The organism is Streptomyces sp. NPDC050548, assembly GCF_044457385.1.
Classification (GTDB): Bacteria; Actinomycetota; Actinomycetes; order Streptomycetales; family Streptomycetaceae; genus Streptomyces.
This window is the reverse complement of the sequence record NZ_JBITGV010000002.1, coordinates 183,623-207,551: the sequence shown is the minus strand read 5'-3', so window position 1 is coordinate 207,551 and position 23,929 is coordinate 183,623. Positions and strand designations below refer to the sequence as shown.

The window sequence follows — 23,929 nt, the reverse complement described above, 5'->3', positions numbered from 1 at the left end:
CGCCACCGGTGTCGGTTATTGACCATAGAAGGTCAGGATTTGAGCCGGAGATCCATGCCGCGGCTACCTACTTTGAACACATCTCATCCGGCTGTTGATGTCGCCATCGAAAAGGACCCGAAGATGTTGGATCGTCGCTCTCTCCTGCGCAACAGCGGTGCCGCCACGCTCGGCGCGCTGGCCCTGACCGCGGTCGCCGGCGGTACGGACCTGGCCGCCGCGGCCGAACGCCACCCGGGCCTGTTCGGCGACCCGGCCTCGACCCCGGAGGCGGAGTCGCTGTGGCCCGGGCACCTCACCGCCGTCGAGTGCCGCAATCTCAAGACCTTCGACGAGCTCGACTTCCAGGTCTACTCCGGCCAGGAGTGGGACCGGCTCGGTGAGAGCCATGCCCAGAACGTCCGTGTGCACTGGCCCGACGGCCACTACACGGACGGCATCGAGCGTCATGTCGCCGATTTGAAGGGGCAGTTCGTCTGGGCGCCGGACACCCGGGTCAGCGAACACCCGATCCGCATCGCGAAGGGCGAGTTGACCGCGGTGACCGGAGTCCTGAAGGGCACGTTCTCCAGGCCCATGCCGGACGGGAAGGGCGGTTTCGTCCAGCCGACGGGCAGGAGCTTCGCCGTCAACATGGTCACCGTCGGGCTCTGGAACAAGCACGGTGTCATGGACGAGGAGTTCCTCTTCTGGGACAACCAGACCTTCAACCAGCAGATCGGGTTGGCCTGACTCCCCCGGTGCTGCCGCCGGCCGCCTACCGAGGGGCGATCGCGCTCGACGAGCCGTTCCGTCCGGCGGCGCCCCCGGCGCCCGCCGACCGGCTGGAGGACCTTGTGCGCACCGCGCTGCGCATGCTCAGCGGCGACCCGGCCGTGCCCCGACTCGGCCTGCGGGCCGACTCCCTGACCGATCTCGGCGCCATCGACGCGGCCACCGCCCGGCGGCTCCTGCGCGCCCTGCTCACGGTCCGTGCTCCCGGCCCGCTGCCCGACGGCGCCACCGAGGTCCTCGATGCCCTGCTAGGTGCGGAACGCCGTCTCAGACCCACTGTCTCGGTCCCACAACTCCCCACCATCGAGCAGGAGTTGGCCCACAGTTCCTTCCGGGCGGCTCGGCACACCACGCTGTGGCGCGGAGACATCACCACCCTCGCGGCGGACGCGGTCGTCAACGCCGCGAACAGTGCTCTGCTCGGCTGCTTCCAACCGCTGCACGCCTGTATCGACAACGCCATCCACAGTTCCGCCGGGCCCCGGCTGCGGGACGACTGCGCGACCGTCATCGGGCTGCAGGGCAGCTCCGAGCCCACGGGCACCGCCAAGATCACCCGGGGACACCATCTGCCGGCCCGTTACGTCCTGCACACCGTCGGCCCTGTCACCGACGGCACGCCCCGTACCGGCGACGCGGCGGCGCTGGCCGCTTCCTACCGGGCCTGCCTCGACCTCGCCGCAGAGGTCGACACGCTCCGCACCCTGGCCTTCTGCGCCGTGAGCACCGGCGTCTTCGGCTACCCCAAGGACGAGGCCGCCCGGATCGCCCTGCACACCGTCGCCGACTGGCTCGACTCGCACCCCGACCGGTTCGACCGGATCGTGTTCACCGTGTTCGGCGCCGACGACGAGTCGGCGTACCGAAGAGCCCTCGCCCCCGGCTGGCCCGTACCTCGCACACCTCCCGTACCGAAGGGAACTCCCCATGCCCCTCACCCGTGACATGCTCATCGACGGCAAGGACGTGCCCGCGCTCTCCGGCCGCACCACCGAGGACATCGACCCCTACACGGGCGAGGTCTACGCGTACGTTCCAGCGGCGGGCCCGGAGGACGTGCGGCGGGCCGTGGACGCCGCGGACGCGGCCTTCGCGCAGTGGGCCGCGCTCACCCCGTTCGTCCGCAGGGGGATCTTCCTCAAGGCCGCCGACCTGCTGGAGTCCAGGACCGGGCAGATCGTCGAGACGATGGCCCACGAGGCGGGTGGAACGCGCCCGTGGGCGCACTTCAACGCGCGCCTCGGGGCCGACATCCTGCGCGAGGCCGCCGCCGCGGTCACCGCGCCGCGCGGTGAGGTGCTCAGCGCGCAGGAGGAGGGCGTGCTGGGGCTGGCCGTACGCGAACCGCTCGGCGTGGTCGCCGCGTTCGCGCCGTGGAACGCTCCGGTCATCCTCGGTGTGCGGGCCGCCGCGGGTCCGCTGGCGGCGGGCAACACGGTCGTCGTCAAGCCGAGCGAGGACGCGCCCGTCGCCTGCGGGCTGCTCCTCGCCGATGTGCTGCGCGAGGCCGGTCTGCCCGACGGCGTTCTCAACGTGGTCACGAACGACCGCGCGGACGCCGCCACGATCGCGGAGACGCTGATCGCGGATCCCCGAGTGCGGGCGGTGAACTTCACCGGTTCCACGAACGTCGGCCGCGTCATCGGCAGGCTCGCGGCCGACCATGTGAAGCCGGCCGTCCTCGAACTGGGCGGCAAGAACGCGGTGATCGTCCTGGACGACGCCGACGTGGACCACGCCGTCGACGCGGTGACCTTCAGCGTGTTCATGAACTCGGGCCAGATCTGCATGTCGGCCGACCGTGTCCTCGTGCACGCCTCGCTCGCCGAGGAGTTCACGGAGAAGTTCACCGCGAAGGTCGCCGCGCTCCGCTCCGGTGACCCCGACCACCCGGACACGGTGGTGGGTCCGCTGATCAGCGCGTCCGCCGCGGAGCGCGTCGCCGGTCTGGTCCGGGACGCGGTCGCCGAGGGCGCCACCGTGCTCACGGGCGGCGGCCGGGCGGAGCGCGCCATGCATCCGGCGACCGTGCTCACCGGCGTGCCCAGGACCGCCGAGCTCTACTACGCGGAGGCGTTCGGCCCGTTGTGCGTCGTCGAGACAATCGCCGACGACGACACCGCCGTAGCGCTGGCGAACGACACCGACAACGGCCTGACCTGCGGCATCATCACCGAGAACGCGACCCACGGCCTGGCCGTCGCGCGCCGCGTCCGCACCGGGATCGTGCACGTCAACGACCAGTCCGTGGCCGACGAACCGCATGCCCCCTTCGGCGGTGTCAAGGCGTCCGGCTACGGCCGGTTCGGCGGGCGGTGGGGCATCGAGGCCTTCTCCAACACCCGTTGGCTGACCATCGCCACCCGGCACGCCCGCTATCCGTTCTGACCGCCCGCCGGTTCATGGCCGACCCGGCGCCCCCGGACCGCGTCGCGGAAGTCGATCGGGGACCGGCCGACCCGGTGCAGGAAGTACTTGCTGAACTGGGAGGGATTCACGAAGCCGAGCTGGTCCGAGATCTGGGCGGCGGTCCGGTCGCTGTGCGCCAGCAGCCGTTTGGCCTCCAGTACGACGCGGCGGTCGACGAACTCCTTCGCGCTCAGGCCGGCGCCGGTCAGCGTGGCCCGGGCCAGAGTGCGTGCCGAATACCCGAGCATCCGGGCGTAGTCCTCCACGCGCCGGGTGCGGGTGAAGTTCCGCTCGACGACGTCACGGAAGCGCAGATAGGTCTCGTCCGGTTCCGGCGCGGAGCCGTCGGCCGGAACCGTCAGATGGGCCAGGCGCAGCACCAGAACCGCCAGCAGATGCCGCAGGGCCGCCATGTGCGCCTCCAGCGGCAGCTGACCGAGCGCCCGGAACTCGTGGCTCAGATGCTCGGCGGCCAGGTCCAGTGCCCGCGCGTCATCGGCGACCGGGGTGCTGACGACGGGCGCGTACGGGTCGTCGACCCGGGCGGCGGTCGCGGTGGCGGCGTCGAGCATGTCCTGCTGGAACAGGATCAGCACGCCCTCCGCGCCCGTGAGGTCACCCCACTGGTGCACCTGCCCGGGACGGATCCACAACCACGAACCCGGCCTGAGGACATGGTCGGTGAAGTCCACGGTCTGCCGAAGCTCACCCGAGGTGAGGGTGAGCAGCTGGTGGAAGTCGGGACGCTGCGGCCGGGCGAGCGCGGGCTGCGGCACACGTCCGCGCAGCTCGGCCAGCGACATGGCCTCGGCGCCCGCGGGTGTGCCCGCGGGCGCGGCGAAGGGAAGCTCGGGAATCCCCCGCGCGGCAGTGTGTCGGTTTTTGACCATCATCAGTCATCAGGTTAACCGGAAGGACCCCGTAGTCGTGAGTTCCACGGACAACACCCGCACCTCCGCGCAACAGCCGGTCGGGACGCTGCGTTCCTGGCTGGGAGAGGCCGATCGGGTCCTGGTCGCGGCGGGGGCGGGTCTCAGCGCGGCCGCCGGCTTCGACTACGGCGACGCCGAGCGTTTCAAGGAGTTGCTGCCGGCGCTGCACCGGCTGGGACTGCGGTCGCGCTATCTGCTGGGCGTCCCGCTGCCGGCGGACATGATGTGGGGGTACTGGGCCGTTCACATCAACGACATCCGCCACGGTCCGGGCCCCAACACGCTGTACCGGCGCCTGCGTTCGCTGGTCGGCGACCGCGACCACTGGGTCATGACGTCCAACGTCGACGCCCTCTTCGCCCGCAACGGCTTCGCCGCGGACCACGTTTTCTCGCCTCAGGGCGACTACGGCCGACTCCAGTGCACCGTGCCCTGCACCCGTGAGACCTGGCCCAGCAAGCCGTACTTCGACCGGATCCTCGCGGTGTACGACCGGGAGAGCGGGAGGGTGACCGACCGGGCCGCGCTGCCGCGGTGCCCACGCTGCGGTGCCGCTGCCTTTCCCAATGTCCGGGTCGGCCCCGAATTCGTCGACGACGCCTACCTTCCCGCGGGGCAGCGGCTGGGCAGCTGGCTCGACCGGGCGCCCGCGGACAGCCGGCTGCTCGTCCTGGAGATCGGTGCCGGTTTCAACACCCCGGGCGTGATCCGGAAACCGATGGAGAACCTGGTCCGCCATACCCCGCGGGCCCGGCTGGTGCGGGTGAACCCCGACCATCCGGACGTCCCGGCCGACCTCGGCGACCGAGCGCTGTCCGTGCCCTTCGGAGCCGGCCCGTTCCTCGAAGCGCTCGCGCCCTGGCAGCCGTAGGGCTGATGGCCGTCAGCGCTGGGTGTCGCGGAAGGCGCCCGGGGTCAGACCGGTCACGCGGGTGAAGAACTTGCTGAAGTTGGTGGGTTCGGTGAAGCCGAGCCGGTGACTGATGGCGGCAACAGGCAGGTCGGTATGGGCCAGTTGGCGTTTGGCCTCCAACAGGACTCGGGCGTCGATGAGTTGCTTCGCGGTGCGGCCGGTGGCCCGCTGGCAGGCGCGGTTGAGCGTCTTGAGGGAGTATCCGAGCCGGGCGGCGTAGTCGTGGGCCTGACGCAACACCGCGAAGGATCGCTCCAGTTCGTGCCGGAAGAGACGGTACGGCTCGTCCGCGGACGCCTGTGTGCGGCCGTCGCCGGCGGGAAGACGGGCGATGCGCAGCAGCAGAGCCGCGAGGAGCTGGCGCAGCAGTTCCTTCGTGATCTCGGGGTCCTGGCGGGGAAGGTCGGCGTACTCGGCCGCGAGGTCGGCCAGGGCACACCGGAACCGGTCGCGGTCGTCCGCTCCGAGCGGCCAACGGGACGGGCCGAAGGCGTCGTCCGTCACCCGCACGGTCGCCGGAAACCGGGGCGGGAAGTCCGGGGTGAACAGGACGACGGTGGCATCCAGGTCCGGCCGTGCGTCGCCGGACGTCGTGGGCAGGCGCTGTACCTGGCCGGGCCGGATGTACAGCAGAGTCCCCGGCCGGAGCGGCACGTCGACGAAGTCGACCATGGCGGTCGCCTCGCCGCTGTGCACGAACGTGAGGTGATGGAAGTCGAGCCGGTGCACGCGCCTGAACTCCGCTCCCGGCAGCCGACGCGCGAGGTCCGTGAAGGTGAGCACCTCCATCAGCAGATCCGGCCGGAGCGGGTTGCGGTAACCCCGCTCGATCACCGGCACCTGTCCCGTTTCGACCATGGCCATGCCTGACTCTACCGTGCGCCGGGGCGAGCCGGCCGAGAGAGTGGACGCAGTCCGGCGGACAAGGTGTCGCCGGAAACCACAGACAGGAGAGGTGCCATGAGCAACAAGGAGATCGTCCTCAAGGCGGCCGGCGAGCTGTTCGGCGACAAGGACCCGAGCGCGGTGGACCGCTGGGTGGCCGATGACTACCGTCAGCACAGCAGCCTTGCCGCGGACGGCCCGGAGGCGCTGCGGCAACTGGTCGCCGGGCTGCCGGACGGTTTTCGCTACGAGGGCGCACGGGTGATCGCCGACGGCGACCTGGTAGCCCTGCACGGCACGTACCACGGCTTCGGCCCCGAGCCCCTGGTCGCCTTCGACCTGTTCCGCGTGGACGCCGACGGCAGGCTCGCCGAGCACTGGGACGCGCTGACGCCGGTCGTGCCGACGACCGCTTCCGGACGCTCGCAGACCGACGGCCCGTCCGAGCCCGCCGACCTGGAACGGACCGATTCCAACCGTGAGTTGGTCGCCGAGTTCGCGGAGAAGGTCCTCAAGGGCGCCGACTACTCCGTGCTCACCGACTACATCTCCACCGAGACCTACCGCCAGCACAACCCGGAGGCGGCCGACGGTCTGGACGGCTTCGGCGCCGCCGCGGCCAAGTGGGCCGAGCAGGGCAAGAACCTGGTCTACAAGAACGTCCACAAGGTCGTGGCCGAGGGCGACCTCGTACTCCTGCAGTCGGAGGGCGAGTTCGGGGTGCCGGTCGCCTACTGGGACCTGTTCCGGGTCGCCGACGGCAGGATCGTCGAGCACTGGGACGTCATCGCTCCCGTCCCGGCCGAACTGCCGCATTCCAACGGCCTGTTCTGAGGTCCGGCGCGCACGTGTCCCTCCCAAGCTCCCTGGAGATTCGTATGTCCGAACCTGACACGCCTCTCAAACCGGTCCTCGAACCGGCGGCCCAGGCCTTCGCCGAGGCGACCGCGAACCCTCCCTACCTCTTCGACCTCACCCCGGCCGAGGGCCGCAAGGCAGTAGACGAGGTCCAGTCCGGGGACATCACCAAGCCCGCCGTCGACGGGGAATGGGCCACCGTCCCCGGCGGCCCCACCGGCCAGGTCAGGACGCGCATCGTCCGCCCCGCCGGCGTCACCGGCCCGCTCCCCGTGATCATCTACATCCACGGCGCCGGCTGGGTCTTCGGCAACGCCCACACCCACGACCGCCTCGTACGCGAACTCGCCGTCGGCACGCAGGCCGCCGTCGTCTTCCCGGAGTACGACCTCTCCCCCGAGGCCCGCTACCCGGTCGCCATCGAGCAGAACTACACGGTCGCCCAATGGGTCGTCCGGGAAGGCGCCACCAAGAATCTCGACCCCACGCGCATCGCCGTCGCCGGCGACTCGGTCGGCGGAAACATGACCGCCGCACTGACCCTGATGGCCAAGGAACGCGGCGATGTCCCCCTGGTCCAGCAGGCGCTGTTCTACCCGGTCACCGACGCGAGCTTCGACACCGCCTCCTACCACCAGTTCGCGGAAGGCTACTTCCTGCGCCGCGACGGCATGCAGTGGTTCTGGAACCAGTACACGACCGACGAGACCGAACGCGCCCAGATCACCGCCTCCCCACTGCGCGCCACCACCGAACAGCTCACCGGACTGCCCCCGGCCCTCGTCATCACCGGCGAGGCCGACGTCCTGCGCGACGAGGGCGAGGCCTACGCCAACAAACTCCGCGAGGCCCAGGTCCCCGTCACCGCCGTCCGCTTCCAGGGCATCATCCACGACTTCGTCATGCTCAACGCCCTGCGGGAGACCCACGCCGCCGAGGCCGCGATCACCCTGGCCGTGACCGTGCTGCGCAAGGCGCTCGCCACCGACTGACGTACGAGCCGCGTACTGAAATTGGAAGCCCATGACTGATTCCACGCCCACTGTCGTCCTGGTGCACGGCGCGTTCGCGGACGCGTCCAGCTTCGCCCGGGTGGTCCCCGAACTACTGGCCGACGGTCTGAAGGTGCTCGTACCGGCCGTTCCCAATCGCAGCCTCACCGGCGACGCCGCCTACATCGCCTCGGTCGTCCGTGCTGTTCCGGGCCCGGTCGTCCTCGTGGGGCACTCCTACGGTGGCGCGGTCATCACGGTCGCGGGCGCCGAGGACAACGTGAAGGCCTTGGTCTACCTGGCCGGTTACGCCCTGGAGGAGGGCGAGAGCCTGGGCGAGTTGCAGGGCGGGTTCCCGGACTCCGAGCTGGCCTCGGCACTGGTCTACACGCCGTTCCCGGTCGAGGGCTCGGACGAGCCGGGCACCGATGTGACTGTGGAGACTGACAAGTTCCCCGCCGTCTTCGCCGCCGACGTGGAGCCGGAGCTGGCCAAGGTGCTGGCCGTCTCCCAACGGCCCCTGGCCGGCGCGGCGTTCGCCGAACCGGCACCGGTCGCGGCATGGAAGACCAAACCGTCCTGGGGTCTGGTGTCGTCCTCGGATCGCACCATCAACCCCGACGTCGAGCGCTACGGCTACGCGCGCCGGCATGACAACGGTCGAGGTCGACTCGTCGCACCTGGTCATGCTCGCGCACCCCAAGAAGGTCGCGGACCTGATCCGCGAGGCCGTCCGGAGCACCACCGCCTGACCGCCCCGCTCCCCTCCGCCCGGCTTGTACGCCGGGCGGAGGGGACGCGGTCCCACGCCCTACAGGGCGCTCAGGCCCGCCGGAACCGCAGCGTCACCAGCTCGAACGGCCGTAGCCGCAGGGCCAGTTGATCGCCTTCACGGATCACCTCTCCGGCATCGGCCAATGGACGTTCCAACAGGTCGGTGACCTCGACGGAGTCGAAGGGGAAGCCCACTGTCAGCGTGGCCCTGGCCCGTCCCCCGTGGGCCTCGTGGAAGCGGACGACCACGTCCCCGCTCCCGTCGTCCGCCAGCTTCACCGCGGTGACCACGACCGCGTCCCGGTCCACGGCCACCAGCGGGGCGACCTCCTGACCGCCCGTGACCCGCCGTTCCGGCAGATTGATCCGCCAGCCCTCCCGCACCGCGTCGCCGATGGCCGCGCCGGGCACCAGCGCGTGCCGGAAGCGGTGGACGCCCTGGTCGGTCTCGGGGTCCGGGAAACGCGGGGCGCGGAGGAGGGAGACGCGGACCGTGGTGGTCGTACCGGCGTCGCCGTCGGTGCGGACCGTACGGGTCACGTCGTGGCCGTACGTCGAGTCGTTGACGACGGCGACGCCCCAGCCGGGTTCCTCCAGGTGGACGAAGCGGTGGTTGCAGGCCTCGAACTTGGCCGCCTCCCATGAGGTGTTGGTGTGCGTGGGGCGGTGGAAGTGCCCGAACTGGGTCTCGGACGCGTACCGTTCGGCGTGCACGTCGAGCGGGAAGGCGAGCTTGAGGAACTTCTCGGTCTCGTGCCAGTCGACCTCGGTGTCGATGAGCAGCCGCCGCTCCCCGGGTGCGAGGGACAGCACTTGGGTGACCCGGGACGCGCCGAAGGACCGTACGATCCGCACCGTGTTCCCGTCGGCGACGACCTCCTCCGCGTCGGTGAGGTCCGTGACCGTGTTGCGGTAGAACTCGTCGACGTCCCAGGCGTCCCACATGTTCGGGAAGTCCGGGTGGAGTTGGAGCAGGTTGGCGGCCCGGCCGGGTGCGATCGTCTCGCGGTCGGCCTGGATGTCGTAGGCGGAGACCACGAGGCCCCGGGCGTCGATCTCGACGCGGAGCAGGCCGTTCTCCAGAACGTGGCCGCCGCCGACACGTGACGCGAGTGCCGTCTCGCCCAGGACCACAGGTGGCTGGGCGCCGCCCGCGAGAACGCCGTCGCGGGTGTGGGGCGCCGAGTTGAACACCAGCTCCCGCGTCCCCTCCCCCGCCAGCGCGCGCTGGGCCGCGTCGATGACGGCGTTCAGCTCGGCGGCCAGTCCCTCGTACGTCTTCCGGGCCTCGCGGTGCACCCAGGCGATGGAGGAGCCGGGCAGGATGTCGTGGAACTGGTGCAGCAGCACCGTCTTCCAGATCCGGTCCAAGTCCTCGTACGGGTAGGGGAATCCGGCCCGGACCGCTGCCGTGGCCGCCCACAGCTCGGCCTCGCGCAGGAGGTGTTCGCTGCGCCGGTTGCCCTGCTTGGTCTTGGCCTGGCTGGTGAGGGTGGCGCGGTGCAGTTCGAGGTACAACTCGCCGACCCAGACCGGGGGTTCGGGGTACTCCGCCTCGGCCTTCTCGAAGAACTCCTTAGGGGTCTCCCAGGCCACCGTCGCCGAGCCTTCGAGGTCGCGCAGGCGGGCCGCCTTGGCGACCATCTCACGCGTCGTGCCGCCGCCTCCGTCGCCCCAGCCGGTGGGCGCCAGGGAGTGCCTGGCTACTCCCTTGTCCTTGAAGTTACGTGCCGCGTGGGCGATTTCGCGACCCTGCATGGAGCAGTTGTACGTGTCGACGGGCGGGAAGTGGGTGAAGATCCGGGTGCCGTCGATGCCCTCCCAACGGAAGGTGTGGTGCGGGAACTTGTTCGTCTGCGACCAGGAGATCTTCTGTGTCAGCAGCCACTTGGAGCCCGCGGCCTTGATGATCTGCGGGAGTCCGGCGGCGAAGCCGAAGGTGTCGGGCAGCCAGGCCTCCTCGTTCTCGATGCCGAACTCGTCGAGGAAGAACCGCTTTCCGTGCACGAACTGACGGGCCATCGCCTCCGAACCCGGCATGTTGGTGTCCGACTCCACCCACATGCCGCCGGCCGGCACGAACCGCCCGTCAGCCACCGCCTTCTTGACCCGCGCCCACACCTCGGGCCGGTGCTCCTTGACCCAAGCCCACTGCTGGGCCTGGGACATGGCGAAGATGAAGTCGGGTTCGTCCTCAAGGAGTGCCGTCATGTTGGACGTCGTCCGGGCCACCTTGCGGACCGTCTCCCGCAGCGGCCACAGCCACGCGGAGTCGATGTGCGCGTGCCCGATGGCGCTGATGCGGTGCGCGGACGGCACGGCGGGCGTCGACAGGACGGCCGCAAGCTGTGAACGGGCCTGCTCCGCCGTGCCGTTGACGTCCTGGAGGTCCACCGCGTCGAGCGTCTTCTCGACGGCCCGCAGGAGGTCCCAGCGGCGCGCGGAGTCCACCGGCAGCTCGGCCATCAGCTCGCCGACCACCTCCAGGTCGAGGACGAGGTGCCAGACGTTCTCGTCGAGGACGGCGAGATCCATACGGGTGAGCGTGTACTGCGGCTCGCTGCCGGCGGTCTCCCTGTCGCCCAACTGGGTTGGCACGAACGGGTGGTAGTCCATCACCACCGGATTGGACGCGGCCTCGACGAACAGCCGCACCTCCTCGCCGCCGGCGACGGGCGCGCCGATCCGGACCCACTGGTTGCGCGGGTTGAGGCCCTTCACGGGGGTGCCGTCGGGCCGATAGACGAGGCCCTCGCACTGGAAGCCGGGCATGTTCTCGTCGAAGCCGAGGTCGAGCAGCGCCTCGACGGTCTTCCCGGCCCACTCCTGCGGGACGGTCCCGGTGACGCGGAACCAGCTGGTCCCCCAGGGAGCACCCCACCGGGCGCCCACCTCGATCGGTTCGGGTGTGCCCGCGAGCCCCTCGGCCACGGGCACCGGCTCGTCGGGCGCGTGCCAGACGGCCACCTCCAGCGGCACTGACTCGGGGTACACGGCGGGACGGATGCGCTCTTCGAGAACACGCTTGAGGCGGGCTTCGACCAGGCTGCGGTCGTCATGCATGTGGGGTGCTCCGTGGCTCGGTTGCGGGTGGGACTACGGGTGTTACCAGGCGTACGCGACGGTCACGGGGGCCGACGCTGTGTACAGCTCCCCTGTCGCGCGCAGTTCGAACCACGCCTGCTGCTCGCCCTGTTCGGCCGTCAGCCCGCCGACGTAGAAGGCGCGCTGGCAAGTGCCGCCGAGGAAGCGCCGGGTGCCGTCGGGCAGCAGCCGGTGCAGCGTGTAGTGGCGTACGGCGCCGGGCGCGGCGTCCCAGGCGAAGCGCAGGTTGCCGCCGGTCGCCGCGCTGATGAGGAAGTTGGCGGGAGCGGCCGGCACCGGCGACGCGTCGGCATCGCGCACGGCGAGTCCGCCGAGCCGCCAACTGACCGGCCCCTGTGTCGCGGTGAGCCGTACACCGATGGCGTGCAGCGTGCCGGAGAGACCGGTGAGCGGCACGGTCACCGTCTGCCAGCCGCTGCCCGAGGCCGCCACCGGCAGATAGGTGTACGGCGGTGTCGCTCCCGCCGTGCTGGGTTCGGCGGTGGCGACGGCCAGTTCGACGTTCGCGCTGCCGGAGTCGGTGCGGAAGGTCAGGTCGACCACGGTGTCATCGGTGATCGGCAGTTGGGTGGCGTACAGATCCAGCGTCGTCGGCTGGTCCAGTGCGCCCGAGACCAGCACACTGCTGCCGCCGCGCCAAGCGTCGGCGAAGTCGAAGGTGACGGTGGGCCGTTGGCCCGTCGTGCGCACCGCCCAGCGGCGGGACGGCAGCCGGTCCTGAAGGCCGAGGTGGTTCCACTGCGCGTCCGAGGTGACCGTGCCGTCCTCGTACCAGCGCAGCCCGTGCCCGGTGTTGAAGACACTCGCGAACGGCAGTGCGCCGCCCACCGTGGACCGGTCCACGACCGACACCGCCGGTGCCCGCCAGGGGTCGGTGCTGTCCGGCTTCGACGGGTCGAGCGAACGTCCGGTCCAGAAGCGGTCGTCGGCGACGTGGAAGTCTCCGGGGGTACGGCTCGCGGGGAGGTGGTTGCGGGTCCACTCGGGCCGGTAGAAGCCGACGGACGTGATGTGGGCCTTGGTGGTCGGCACCATCGCGTCCCAACTCACCGTCGTATTCGATCCGTTGGACTCGACGTCGACGCCCGCCCACAACTCGTAGCGGCTGCGGCCCAGTCCGTCGGCCTTCGTGCCGGAGGCAGCCAGGGTGCTCGTGCTCCACCGGAAGTCGATGAACATGTCGTTGGCGGCCTGGAAGAACGCCTGGTTCGAGGTGTTCAACGCGCCCTGCCAGCTGACCGTCCCGTTCACGGTCATCGCGTCGTACCAGGTGACCCGCTGCCCCTGAGCGGCGGCCAGGGACTTCAACTCGCCGACGAAGCCCTGCATGTCGGTGCCGAGCGCGGTGTTCCCGCCGCTGGTCTCGGCGTTGACGAACCAGCCGTCGAAGCCGTACGCGGCGGCCACCGCGACGAGTTGGGCGGCGAGCGGGTAGTGCCCTGCGGAGTCCTTCTGCACCAGGTCGCGGGTCCACTGGAGTTGACCGCCGTAGGCGACGGGCGGCAGGAAGATGTTGCCGAGGACGGGTACGCCGTGCCGGTGGGCGGCGTCCACGATCGGCGCGTTGGGGGCGAGGATGATGCCCTCGCCGGAGGAGCCGCCCCAGAAGACGAGTTCGTCGAGGTAGGACCAGTGGGTGAGGGCGTAGTAGTCGGCGGTGGCCGCGCCCTGGGAGGGGTTGCTCGACGTCGGCCCGAAGGAGACCAGTGACTGGATGCGGGCCTGGCCCGAGCGGGCGGTGCTGTTGGCCGGGGTCGGGGTGAAGCGCGCGGCCAGCGGCACGGCGGCGGCGTTGAAGGCGAGGTCCGTGTCCGAGGCGGCCGTCCAGGTCTTCAGGCTGCGCCAGGTGATGCCGGTGCCCGGAGTGCCGGAGGGCAGGGAGTCCGGGTACCAGTAACTGGCGTACGGCTGGGTCGCGGTGGCCGCGGCCTGCCCTGCCGCGTAGGCGGGCGGGGGCAGTTGGGGCAGCAGGGCCGCAGCGCCGGCGGCGAGCAGGACGGTGCGTCTGGTGGGGTTCACGAGCTGGTGTCTCCTTGTGGGGTGGGGAGTACCTGATCGGGAGTGACGACTTCGGTGATGCCACGCGCGGCAAGGTGTTCCTTGTCGTCCACGCGCACGTCGAGGACGGTCGCCGGGCGGGCTCCGTCGGCGACGAGTCGGAAGTAGGCGTCGAAGACCGGCCCACCGGGACCGCAGACCGAGCGGACCGACGGATCGGCGGGCACCACGAGCGCCGTACTGCGGGGGGCGGGCGCGTACGTGGGCTCGCGGGCCGCCTCGGCCAGCACCAGCGCGATGTCCTTGGGTTGCCGGTCGTTGGTCAACAGGCCCAGCCCGTATTCGAGTTCGGGGAAGTCCGCGAGGTCGCGGGACACGTCGTGCGAGCACCACCAGGTGATGCCCCAGAGGTCGGGACAGTCCAGGGCGTTGGCGATGGTCGCGGAGGCGAAGTCGGCCGCGTGCTCGGCGGGGACGAGTGGCTGGGGCGCGCCGACCTCCTGGAGCCAGACGGGCCGGTGCGGTTCGTCGGCCCAGGCCTTGCTCAACTCGACGAGATAGGCGGCGTGATGCTCACTGGGCACGGAGGTGCGGCCGTGGCGTTGGGCGGTGCCGTTGAAGACCCAGGAGTGCACGGCCGTCATCGCGCCCCGGCGGGCTGCCTGGGCCGGGGTGAACGGCATGTCGTCCTGGTACCAGGTCGCGTCGTACTCGGCGTGCAGATGCGGCTTGCCGGGCGCGCCCTCCGCACAGGCCGCGAGCATCCGCTCCAGCCAGGCGTCGATCTGGTCCTCGGTCGCCCGGTCGGGGTCCGGATGCGGGCCCGCCGAGAACTGGTTGACCTCGTTGCCGAGAGTCATGCCGATGAAGTTCGGCCGGTCGGCGAGGGCGGCGGCGAGGGTGCGCAGGTAGGCGGCCTGGCCGTCGAGGACGTCCGGGTCGGTGAAGAGGTTGCGCCGGTGCCAGGTGCGGGTCCAGGCGGGCAGATAGTCGAAGCTGCTCAAGTGTCCTTGCAGACCATCGACGTTGACGTCGAGCCCGCGCTCACCGGCCGCGTCGACGAGCTGGACCAGCTGCTCCACGGCCGTGGGGCGGATCAGGGTGCGGTTCGGCTGGAAGTACGGCCACAGTGGGAACACCCGGATGTGGTCGAGGCCCAGTTCGGCGATCGAGTCGAGGTCGGCGCGTACGGAGTCGAGGTCGAAGTCGAGCCAGTGGTGGAACCACCCTTGGCTGGGCGTGTAGTTGACGCCGAAGCGCACGGCAGAAGACATCGGGATCCTGGTTCTGTAGTGCGTGTCCGAATACAAGGAGACGTCAGCCCTTCACCGCGCCTTCGCCCACGCCCCGGAAGAAGTACCGCTGGAGGCAGGCGAAGAGGGCGATCAGCGGGGCCACGGCGATCACCGTGCCGGCGGCGACAAGGCGTTCGTCGTTGGCGAAGGTGCCGTGCAGATAGTTGAGGCCGATGGTGAGCGTGAACTTGGACGGGTCGCTGAGCACGATGAGCGGCCACAGGAAGTCGTCCCAGGCGCCCATGAAGGCGAAGATCGCGACGACCGCGATCGTGCCCTTCACGGACGGCAGCGCGATCCGCAGGAACCGCTGCCAGACATTGGCGCCGTCGACGTAGGCCGCCTCCTCGATCTCGTACGGCAGGTTGAGGAAGGCGTTGCGCATCAGCAGGACGTTCATCGCGCCGATGCAGCCGGGGAGGACCACCCCGATCAGGGTGTTGTTCAGCCCCAACTCCCGCATGGTGGTGAACTGGGCGATGATGATGCCCTCCACCGGCACGAGCATCGCGAGGATGAAGACGAGGGTCGCGACGCGGCGGCCCCGGTAGCGCAGCCGGGCCAGCGCGTACCCGGCGAGGGCCGAACCGACGCAGTTCGTCACGACGTTGGCGGAGGCGACCTTCAGCGAGTTGAAGGCGTAGTCCCAGACGGGGATGGTGTCGGCGACCCGCTTGTAGTTGTGCAGGGTGGGGTGTTCGGGCAGGAAGGTCGGCGGTGAGCTGTAGATGTCCTCGGTCGGTCCCTTGAGGGAAGTGGAGAGCTGCCAGAGGAAGGGGCCGACGGTGATGGCGAGGACGGCGAGCAACAGTGTGTAGCGCAGGGCGAGTTCCCAGACGCGGATGCGGCGGCCGTGCTCGTCGGTGACGCGGGGTTCGCGAACCGCCTTTGCCTGGACGGGTCTTGTGCGCTCGATGACGCTCAAGCGTCCTCCTTCCGGTCGGCCCGCAGCACGAGCAGCATCAGTGCGACGGTGACGACGAAGACGACGACCGAGAGCGCGGAGGCGTAGCCGACCCGGCCGGTGAGGCCGGTGCCGGTGCGCTGGACGAGCATCACGAGGGTGGTGTCCTCGCCGGCCGGGCCGCCGCTGGGGCCCGCCATCAGATAGACCTCGGAGAACACCTTGAAGGCGGCCACCGAGGACAGCGCCCCGACGAGGACCATGGTGGAGCGGACGGCGGGCACGGTGACCGTGAAGAAGCGGCGTACCGCGCCCGCGCCGTCGACCGAGGCGGCCTCGTGCAGTTCGCGCGGCACATTGGCGAGCGCGGCCAGGTAAATGATCATGTAGTAGCCGAGGCCCTTCCAGACCGTGACGGCCATGGCGCTCAGGAGCAGCAGCCACTGGTCGCTGAGGAAACCGATCCGGCCGACGCCGATCGTCTCCAACAGCGAGTTGACCAGGCCGCGTTCGTCCAGCAGCCACACCCAGATCAGGCCGACCACGACGATCGACGCGACGACCGGGGTGTAGAACGCGGACCGGAAGAAGGTGATGCCGGGGATGTTCTTCTGCACCAACAGGGCGAGCAGCAGCGGGAGTACGACGAGTGCGGGGACCACCCCGAGGATGTACAGGGTGCTGTTGCGCAGGCCGGTCCAGAACATGTCGTCGTGCCACAGCTCGCGGAAGTTGGCGAAGCCCACGAAGTGGCCGGGGATCAGGGTGCGCCGGTCGGTGAAGGCGTTGGCCAGCGTGGAGCCGAACGGGTACAGGATGAAGGCGCCGGTGATCAGCAGCCCGGGGGCGGCGAACAGCCAGGGGCTGGTGGGCAGTTGGCGCCGCACCCGGGAGACGGTGGAGAGGGCCATCGTGGACTACCCCTGCTGCTGGAGGAGCGTGTCGCACTGCTTGACAGCGTTGTCAAGAGCCGTCTTGGGGCTCTCCTTCCCCTGCAGGGCCTTGGCCACCTCGTTGCGCAGCGCTGTCTTCATCTGCTCACTGAACAGCACCGGCGTGTAATTCACCGCGTTTTTCAGGGACTTGGCCGCCGCGATCCGCACTCTTGTCTCGTCGGTGCCGTCCTCCTTGGTGAAGTACGGGTCGTCGAGGGAGCCTGCGGTGCTCGGGAAGATCGCGACCTTCTTCGCGAACGACATCTGCTGCTGGGCGTCGGTGACGTAGTGCGCGAAGGCCACGGCGGCCGGGGTGTGCTTGGTCTTGGAGTTGACCATCACGCCCATCACGTACATGTTCACGTGGCCGGTGCTCGTGATCTGGTCGGTGATGCCGATGTTCTTGTACAGGCTGGGCGCCTGCTTCTTGAAGTTGTCGAGGTCGAGGGCGCTGCCCGGGTTCATGGCGACGGCCCCGGTGAGGAACTTCTTGCCGGACGACTCGGGGGTGGCGGTGAGCGCCTGCGGGTCGAGGGCCTTCGCGTCGTACAACTCCTTGTACTTGGTGAGGAGTTCGATGCCCTTGGCGTCGTTGAAGGCGAAGGCGGTGCCGGCCTTGTTCATCAGCTCGACGCCGTAGCGGCCGAAGTCCTCGACGGTGGGGACGTTGGCGAGGGTGGCGACCTTGCCGTCGGTCTTCTTCGCCAACTGGAGTGCCTGGGCGAAGAGTTCGTCGTACGTCTTCGGCGGCTGGTCGGGGTCGAGTCCGGCCTGCTTGAAGAGGGACTTGTTGTAGAAGAGCGGGCCCGTGTTGAGGTACCAGGGGAACGCGTAGGTGCCGGTCATGCCCGGTATCTGGTGGCTGGCCCAGGCGCCGGGCAGATACTCGCTCTTGTACTTCGCGGCGGCCTTGTCGAGGTCCATCGCGAGGCCCGCCTTGGCGAGCGGGGCGACCAGGTCCGGGGAGACGTTGACGACGTCGGGCAGGGTGCCGCCGGCGGCGTCGGCGCTGATCTTGTCGGCGTAGCCCTCGGCGGGCTGGTCGATCCACTTCACATGGGTGCCGGGGTACTGCTTTTCGAAGCCGGAGATCACGCCCTCGAAGTAGGACTTGAAGTTGGCGCGGAGGTTCCAGGTCTGGAAGGTGATGTCGCCCTCGACCTTGCCCGAGGCGTCGGTCGATCCGCCGTCGTCTCCTCCGGAGCCGCAGGCGCTCAGCGGCATGAGGACTACGGCGGCGGCAGCGGCGGCGAAGGCTCTGCGGGAGATGCGCACGGCGGGTCGCTCCTTTGCAGTGGGGTTGGCCAATCGTGCCGGGGCAGACCTTGCACGCTGTTCGCGGGGCGCGTCAATGGATTCCGCTCAGCTAAATTCATTAGTTGGCCCGATCCGGACAACATCCCAGCTCAGCGAGGTGTGTTCGCATTCTTGCGGTGGATCACTAATGCGCTTTAGGGTGTGCTGGCTCAAGCGCATTAGTGCGCGGCACGGATGGAATGGAGAGCGGGCTTGTCAGGCAAGCGGTCACCCGCGCGTCGGCCGACGATGAAGGACATCGCGCAGCGCGCCGGTGTCTCCGAGAGCGCGGTCTCCTTCGCGCTCAACGGCAGGCCCGGCGTCTCCGAGATCACCCGTGACCGGGTGCGCCGGGTCGCGGAACAGCTGGGCTGGCGGCCCAGCACGGCCGCGCGGGCGCTGTCCGGGGAGGGCGCGGCGACGGTCGGTTTCGTGCTGGCCCGGCCCGCGGACACCCTCGGCGTCGACTCGTTCTTCCTCCAACTCGTCTCGGGCATCCAGGAGATACTGGCCGAGCGTCATCTCGGGCTGCTCTTCCAGATGGCCGAGGACGTCGACGACGAGTGCGCGGTGTACCGGCGCTGGTGGGCCGAACACCGGGTGGACGGCGTCCTGGTGGCCGACCCGCGCACCGCCGACCCCCGGCCCGACCTCCTCGACGAACTGGGCCTGCCCGCCGTCGTCATAGGCGGTGCGCCGGACGAACGGCATCCCGGTCTGTCGACGGTGTGGGCGGACGACGCGGGCGCGATGGCGTCGGTGGTCGACGAGTTGTCCGCGCGCGGCCATCGCCGTATCGCGCACATCGCCGGTCTGCCGGGCCTCGCGCACACCGAGCGCCGGATCCGCGCCCTGCGCGCCGAGGCCGCGCGCCGCGGGCTGACCGAGGTGCACTCGGTGACGACCGACTACTCGGACGCGGCGGGCGCCGCCGTGACCCGCCGAGTCCTCGAAGTCCCTTCTCCGCCAACGGCGTTGATCTACGACAACGACGTGATGGCCGTCGCCGGGGTGGCCGCCGCGACCGAACTCGGCTTCTCCGTACCGGCGGACGTGTCGGTGGTCGCCTGGGAGGACTCCGCGTTGTGCCGGATGGTCCGGCCGTGGCTGTCGGCGCTGTCCCGGGACAGTGTGGAGTTCGGCCGTACGGCGGCCCAGGAGTTGACCGCGCTGCTGGACGGCGGACCGGCGCGCACGGTTCGGGTGCCGGTGCCGCGGCTGATCGAGCGGGACAGTACGGGACCGGCACGGGTGTGAAAGTGCTGTGTCTCCCGGTTCGGGCCCGAATCGCCGGACACCGCCGGGCACTTCGTGTGAGGCTTTGCCCATGACCTCCGAAGACCCGCTGGCCGACCGGCTCCAGCTCGACCGGCCGCACTCCGCCCGTGTGTGGAACTTCCTGCTGGGCGGCAAGGACAACTACGCCGCCGACCGTGAGGCCGGCGAAATGATCGTCAAGATGTTCCCGGACATCGCCCTGCTGGCTCGCCTCCAACGAGGCTTCCTGGTGCGGGCCGTGCACTATCTCGCCGCGGAGGCGGGCATCCGCCAGTTCCTCGACATCGGCACCGGTCTGCCCACCGTCGACAACACGCACGAGGTCGCGCAGCGCATCGCGCCCGAGAGCCGCATCGTGTACGTCGACAACGACCCGCTGGTGCTGGTGCACGCCCAGGCGTTGCTCACCAGCACGCCGGAAGGCGCCTGCGCCTACGTCGAGGCCGATGTGCGCGACCCCGAGACGATCCTCGAAGCCGCGGCCCGGACACTGGACTTCAGTAAGCCGGTCGCGCTGACGATGCTGGGCATCCTGGGCCAGATCCCGGACTCGGACGAGCCCGAGGCCGTCGTGGCCCGCTTCCTCGACGCGCTGCCCCCGGGCAGCTATCTCGCGCTGACCGACGGCACCGACACCAACCCGGCGCTCAACCAGGCGATCTCGGTGTACAACGCCAACTCCGCCAGCTCCTACTATCTGCGCAGCCCCGCGCGGGTGACGGCCTTCTTCGACGGTCTCGAAGCCGTCGAACCCGGCATCGTCCCCATCTCGCGGTGGCGGCCCGAGCCTGTCGACGTGGGCCGTGATCCGTCCGAGGTCGTGGACACGATCTGTGGCATCGGCCGCAAGGTCTGAGCCGCAAGGTCTGAGCGGCAACACAGAAGCGGGGCAGCGGCGTTGGGCCGGCACCCCGCTTCTCTGTTTGTCCGTCGTGTCAGAGCCGGAACAGCGCCCACACCGTCTTGCCGCCGCCCGCCCGCAGGTTCCAGCCCCATGAGTCGCTGAGCGCGGAGACCACCTGGAGACCACGCCCGGACTCCGCGAACTCGTCGGGGTGTCCCTCCACGGGTATGCGGTCGCTGTCGTCGGTGACCGCGCACACGGCGTACGGCAGCCGGTCCCACACCGCGAGCCACAGTGAAGGCTGTTGCACCACCGGGGAGTTGGGCGCCCGGCCGTAGCGCAGCGCGTTGCTCACCAGTTCCGACACGGTGACCGCCATGTCGTCGACGAATTCGTCCCCGGCCCGGTCGGCCAGCGCGGCGCGGGTGAAGTCCCGTGCGACATGCACGGATTGAGGCATCGGGGGCACGACCAGGACGGAACAGAGGGCCGGGTTGCCTCCGTCCCCGACGGCGGGGACCAGGGTGATCGTCTGCCCCGGCGCGGGTCGGCCCACCTCGTCGACGGCGCGGCACAGCCACTGCCAAGTGCCCTCGATCCGCAGGGAGTCGACCGGCCGTACGACTTGCTCTGCGGACATCGCGACCCCTGAGACCCCAAGAGAACAACTGCGCGCGCTACACCTGTCCGGAACATGGTCCTCCGACTGACCCTGCGAACGCAAGTGCATCGGCAATTACCGCTGCAATTGCAGACGATCTTGCGAGCGGTGCCCCCGAGGGCTATCGTCCTCCACATCACCAATGGGTGCAATTGAAGATGCAATTGCATTCGATCTTCCGGGGGAGCGATGAGGCCTCAGATCGAGCACGCGAACGGCATGTCGGCGACCCTGCTGAGCGGCGCGGAGTGGCGCAAGAGCCACCACAGCAACCCCGAGGGCAACTGCGTCGAGTTGGCCGCGCTCTCCGACGGCCACATCGCCGTGCGCAACTCGCGCCATCCCGAAGGTCCGGCGCTCGTCTACACCAGCGCCGAGATCTCCGCGTTCGTCCGCGGTGTGAAGGACGGCGACTTCGACGGCCTACTCCCCGGCCGCTGAAGTCAGGCAAGACCCGCGGATGGCCGGAAGGCGCCGGACACAGGCTGGCACCTTCCGGCTCCTTCACTCCCCGCAGTTATCCGGAACCTCGGTGCTACGATCCTGTTTTGAGTCCCGAGAACTTGCGGACAGTATCGGCGCGACCGCCGAGGGGATGAACATGACTGCAGCTCAACCGGAACACGCCCCCCTGGGTACTGACGTGCTGAGCCTTCAGCGCGGTGGTCCGACCATCCAGCGCATCATGCTGGGCACCCGGCTCCGTCGGCTGCGCGAGTCCCTCAACATCACGCGGGACACGGCCGCTTCGGCCATACGCGCCTCGGACGCCAAGCTCTGCCGCATGGAGTTGGGCCGCGTCGGCTTCAAAGAGCGTGACGTGGCGGACCTGTTGACGCTGTACGGCCTCCATCAGCCGGAGGCCCGCCAGGAGTTCCTGGACTCGGCCCGCCGCGCCAACGAACCCGGCTGGTGGCGCGCCTACGGCGACTCCTTCCCCGCCTGGTTCGAGCAGCACCTGGGACTGGAGGAGGCCACCTCCCTCATCCGCACCTACGAAGTCCAGTTCATCCCGGGCCTGTTGCAGACCGCCGGGTACGCCGAGGCCGTCATCCGGCTCGGCCGCCCCGTCGACACCCCGGACTCGATCCAGCGCCGCGTCGAACTCCGCATGACCCGCCAGGAGTTGCTGACCAGGCCGGGAGCGCCGAGGCTGTGGGTCGTGGTGGACGAGGCTGCGCTGCGCAGGCCGCTCGGCGGGGCCGAGGTGATGCGCGACCAGCTCCGGCATCTCGTGGAGACGGCCGCCCTGCCGAACGTCACGCTGCAGGTGCTGCCTTTCGAGGTGGGCGGCCATGCGGCGGCCGGCGGTCCGATCACCGTGCTGCGCTTCCCGGTCCCGGACCTGCCGGACATCGTCTATCTCGAACAGCTCACCAGCGCCCTGTACTTGGACAAGGCGGAGGAGGTCGACCGCTATCTCGCCGTCATGGACCGACTGAGCCTGGTGGCGCTGCCCGGCCCCGAGTCGGTCGTCTTCCTGGAGAAGCTCCTCAAGGACATGTGAGGTCGCGGTCCGCTCAGACCTTCGACCGGTACAGCCCGAACTCCGCGATCCGTACGGTGTCCCGGGCCGCCGTCACGCGGACCCGCCACCGCCGGGCGGGTACGGGTGCGGCCAGCAGCAGGATGCGACTGGCCCCGATCGTCCCCGCCCGGGTCACCTCGGTCCAGGCCCCGTCGACGTACGCCTCGACGACGAAGGCCTCGACCTGCTGGCCGTAGCGCCGGACGTCCTCCGCCAACCGGACGCGGTCGACCGCCTGTCGGGTGCCGAGGTCGACGGTGACCCGACCCGGCGAGACGGCCGTCCGGGCTCCGCGCGCCAGGTCCTCGGGCAGTTCCCGGTCCACGCGCTCACGGAACTCGCGCAGCCGCGCCACGTCCGGGTCGGCGAGCAGGCCGTCAGTGTCCGGCGGCACGTTGAGCAGCAGGACCGCGTTGCGGCCCACGGAGCCGAAGTAGATGTCGATCAACTCGTCGACGCTCTTGGGGAGTTGGCCCGGGTGGTAGAACCACCCGTCGTGGATCGACACATCGCACTCGGCCGGCCACCACTGGAGATAGTCGGTGTTCGGCTGCGCCGCCACCAACGCGCTACGACTGCCCTCGTCGGGGGTGTCGTACGACAGCGCCCAGTCCGTACGGCCGTACTGCTCCTCCTTGACCGGGAGGACGCTCCACTCGTCCTCCCGCGCGGTGCCTCCCTCGTTGCCGACCCACCGCACATCCGGTCCGGTCACGGCGATCGCCGCGTCCGGGGCGAGTGATCTGACCAGGGTGTACCAGCTGTCCCAGTCGTAGTCCTCGACCTGGCCCGGCGGGATGCGGCCCTGGGCGCCGTCGAACCAGACCTCGTCGATCGGGCCGTACTCGGTCAGCACTTCGTAGAGGGTGTTGAGCATGTGGGCGCCGTAGTCGGTCGCGTCCAGTGTGTAGAAGGCGCCCGGTGTGCGGTCGTCGCCGTCGACGAGCGTGGGGATGGTACGGGTGGCGCGTGCGCTGCCGTTGGCGTAGACGCCGTGGAGGTACTGGTTCTCGTCGGCGGGCGAGAGATAGACGCCGGCCTTGAGGCCGTACCGTCGCATGGAGTCGGCGAAGGACCGCAGTACGTCGCCCTGCCCGGCACGCCAACTGCTGTAGGCCACCGTGTGGTTGGTGTAGCGGGAGGGGTAGAGGACGAAGCCGTCGTGGTGCTTGACGGTGAGGATGGCGAGCTTGAAACCGCCGTCGCGGAGGGCGCGGGCCCACTGGTCGGTGTCGAGGCCGGTCGGCTGGAACACATTCGGGTCCTCGTCACCGGTCCCCCACTCCAGACCGGTGAAGGTGTTCACGCCGAAGTGCAGGAACGCCGTCCGCTCCAGCTGCTGCCAGGCCACCTGCCGTGCGGTGGGCCGGACTTGGGAGGCCTTGCGGACCAGGTCGGTTTCGGTGTCGTCCGGACCGACGGGGATGCGGTTGCGGGAGTCGGACGGGGGCGGGGGCGTCGCGAGGGCGGGGGTCGTGGCGGTGGCAGTCGCGGCGAGCGCGGTGGCCGAGAGGACGAAGAGGCGTCTGGAGAGGGCCATGGGGGTGG

20 protein-coding genes and 1 pseudogene are annotated in these 23,929 nt (G+C 69.8%); 11 read left to right on the top strand and 10 right to left on the bottom strand.

Annotated features, from left to right (window positions below; translation table 11 throughout):
• The first annotated feature begins 123 nt into the window (after positions 1 to 123).
• From ACIBJH_RS06760 to ACIBJH_RS06750, 3 genes are read left to right on the top strand one after another with little or no spacing between them, the layout of a single operon-like run.
• Positions 124 to 732 (top strand): ester cyclase, encoded by a 609-nt coding sequence (locus tag ACIBJH_RS06760; protein ID WP_399115765.1) that lies wholly within the window; start codon positions 124 to 126, stop codon positions 730 to 732.
• Between the two features lie 8 nt (positions 733 to 740).
• Positions 741 to 1,718 carry a protein-ADP-ribose hydrolase gene (locus ACIBJH_RS06755; protein ID WP_399115764.1) on the top strand — a complete coding sequence of 326 codons (978 nt, stop codon included), beginning with the start codon at positions 741 to 743 and terminating at the stop codon, positions 1,716 to 1,718.
• Positions 1,702 to 3,162 (top strand): aldehyde dehydrogenase family protein, encoded by a 1,461-nt coding sequence (locus ACIBJH_RS06750; protein WP_399115763.1) that lies wholly within the window; start codon positions 1,702 to 1,704, stop codon positions 3,160 to 3,162. Before ACIBJH_RS06755 ends, ACIBJH_RS06750 begins: the two co-directional genes overlap by 17 nt.
• Here the strand turns inward: ACIBJH_RS06750 and ACIBJH_RS06745 are convergent.
• On the bottom strand, positions 3,150 to 4,076 hold the full coding sequence (locus ACIBJH_RS06745) for a helix-turn-helix domain-containing protein (RefSeq protein WP_399115762.1): 927 nt from the start codon (positions 4,074 to 4,076) through the stop codon (positions 3,150 to 3,152). The two genes, ACIBJH_RS06750 and ACIBJH_RS06745, sit on opposite strands and share 13 nt — an antisense overlap.
• A 34-nt stretch (positions 4,077 to 4,110) precedes the next feature.
• Here ACIBJH_RS06745 and ACIBJH_RS06740 point away from each other — a divergent pair, with 34 nt between their 5' ends.
• Positions 4,111 to 4,986 (top strand): NAD-dependent protein deacetylase of SIR2 family, encoded by an 876-nt coding sequence (locus tag ACIBJH_RS06740; protein ID WP_399115761.1) that lies wholly within the window; start codon positions 4,111 to 4,113, stop codon positions 4,984 to 4,986.
• 12 nt (positions 4,987 to 4,998) lie between these two features.
• On the opposite strand, the gene ACIBJH_RS06735 is transcribed toward ACIBJH_RS06740, so the two are convergent.
• Positions 4,999 to 5,892, bottom strand: coding sequence for an AraC family transcriptional regulator (locus ACIBJH_RS06735; protein WP_399115760.1), 894 nt, complete (start codon positions 5,890 to 5,892; stop codon positions 4,999 to 5,001).
• Between the two features lie 96 nt (positions 5,893 to 5,988).
• On the opposite strand from ACIBJH_RS06735, the gene ACIBJH_RS06730 reads away from it, so the two are divergent.
• The 3 genes and pseudogenes from ACIBJH_RS06730 (at position 5,989) to ACIBJH_RS06720 (ending at position 8,515) form a co-directional block, all read left to right on the top strand.
• A complete protein-coding gene (locus tag ACIBJH_RS06730; RefSeq protein ID WP_399115759.1) occupies positions 5,989 to 6,747 on the top strand; it encodes a nuclear transport factor 2 family protein in 759 nt (252 codons plus the stop codon).
• Positions 6,748 to 6,791: 44 nt separating this feature from the next.
• A complete protein-coding gene (locus ACIBJH_RS06725) occupies positions 6,792 to 7,763 on the top strand; it encodes an alpha/beta hydrolase (RefSeq protein WP_399115758.1) in 972 nt (323 codons plus the stop codon).
• 31 nt (positions 7,764 to 7,794) lie between these two features.
• A pseudogene (locus ACIBJH_RS06720) lies at positions 7,795 to 8,515 on the top strand (alpha/beta fold hydrolase).
• Between the two features lie 70 nt (positions 8,516 to 8,585).
• Here ACIBJH_RS06720 and ACIBJH_RS06715 read toward each other — a convergent pair.
• Genes ACIBJH_RS06715 through ACIBJH_RS06690 form a run of 6 tightly spaced genes read right to left on the bottom strand, consistent with a single transcriptional unit; the run spans position 8,586 to position 18,049 of the window.
• Complete coding sequence (locus ACIBJH_RS06715) at positions 8,586 to 11,600, bottom strand: alpha-mannosidase (RefSeq protein WP_399115757.1); 3,015 nt, start codon at positions 11,598 to 11,600, stop codon at positions 8,586 to 8,588.
• Positions 11,601 to 11,642: 42 nt separating this feature from the next.
• Positions 11,643 to 13,661, bottom strand: a complete 2,019-nt coding sequence (locus tag ACIBJH_RS06710; RefSeq protein ID WP_399115756.1) for an endo-beta-N-acetylglucosaminidase — start codon at positions 13,659 to 13,661, stop codon at positions 11,643 to 11,645.
• Positions 13,658 to 14,914, bottom strand: a complete 1,257-nt coding sequence (locus tag ACIBJH_RS06705; protein ID WP_399115755.1) for a glycosyl hydrolase — start codon at positions 14,912 to 14,914, stop codon at positions 13,658 to 13,660. The genes ACIBJH_RS06710 and ACIBJH_RS06705 overlap by 4 nt, the downstream gene beginning before the upstream one ends.
• A gap of 43 nt (positions 14,915 to 14,957) precedes the next feature.
• Positions 14,958 to 15,860, bottom strand: a complete 903-nt coding sequence (locus ACIBJH_RS06700) for a carbohydrate ABC transporter permease (RefSeq protein ID WP_399115754.1) — start codon at positions 15,858 to 15,860, stop codon at positions 14,958 to 14,960.
• Positions 15,857 to 16,750, bottom strand: coding sequence for a carbohydrate ABC transporter permease (locus ACIBJH_RS06695; RefSeq protein WP_200709813.1), 894 nt, complete (start codon positions 16,748 to 16,750; stop codon positions 15,857 to 15,859). Before ACIBJH_RS06695 ends, ACIBJH_RS06700 begins: the two co-directional genes overlap by 4 nt.
• Before the next feature lie 6 nt (positions 16,751 to 16,756).
• Complete coding sequence (locus ACIBJH_RS06690; protein ID WP_399115753.1) at positions 16,757 to 18,049, bottom strand: ABC transporter substrate-binding protein; 1,293 nt, start codon at positions 18,047 to 18,049, stop codon at positions 16,757 to 16,759.
• Positions 18,050 to 18,319: 270 nt separating this feature from the next.
• On the opposite strand from ACIBJH_RS06690, the gene ACIBJH_RS06685 reads away from it, so the two are divergent.
• Positions 18,320 to 19,327 (top strand): LacI family DNA-binding transcriptional regulator, encoded by a 1,008-nt coding sequence (locus tag ACIBJH_RS06685; protein WP_399116369.1) that lies wholly within the window; start codon positions 18,320 to 18,322, stop codon positions 19,325 to 19,327.
• Positions 19,328 to 19,397: 70 nt separating this feature from the next.
• Positions 19,398 to 20,204, top strand: a complete 807-nt coding sequence (locus ACIBJH_RS06680; RefSeq protein ID WP_399115752.1) for an SAM-dependent methyltransferase — start codon at positions 19,398 to 19,400, stop codon at positions 20,202 to 20,204.
• Between the two features lie 79 nt (positions 20,205 to 20,283).
• Here the strand turns inward: ACIBJH_RS06680 and ACIBJH_RS06675 are convergent, their stop codons facing one another.
• The gene (locus tag ACIBJH_RS06675) at positions 20,284 to 20,832 is read right to left on the bottom strand and encodes an ATP-binding protein (RefSeq protein WP_399115751.1); all 549 of its coding nucleotides are present in this window, start codon (positions 20,830 to 20,832) and stop codon (positions 20,284 to 20,286) included.
• A gap of 210 nt (positions 20,833 to 21,042) precedes the next feature.
• Here ACIBJH_RS06675 and ACIBJH_RS06670 point away from each other — a divergent pair, with 210 nt between their 5' ends.
• Together ACIBJH_RS06670 and ACIBJH_RS06665 are read left to right on the top strand one after the other, a co-directional pair.
• Entirely contained in the window at positions 21,043 to 21,294 is a 252-nt protein-coding gene (locus tag ACIBJH_RS06670) for a DUF397 domain-containing protein (protein WP_200709817.1), read from the top strand.
• A 160-nt stretch (positions 21,295 to 21,454) separates the two neighbouring features.
• A complete protein-coding gene (locus tag ACIBJH_RS06665; protein ID WP_399115750.1) occupies positions 21,455 to 22,360 on the top strand; it encodes a helix-turn-helix domain-containing protein in 906 nt (301 codons plus the stop codon).
• Between the two features lie 13 nt (positions 22,361 to 22,373).
• Here ACIBJH_RS06665 and ACIBJH_RS06660 read toward each other — a convergent pair whose 3' ends face one another.
• Positions 22,374 to 23,921, bottom strand: coding sequence for an alpha-L-fucosidase (locus tag ACIBJH_RS06660; protein ID WP_399115749.1), 1,548 nt, complete (start codon positions 23,919 to 23,921; stop codon positions 22,374 to 22,376).
• Between the last annotated feature and the right edge of the window lie 8 nt (positions 23,922 to 23,929).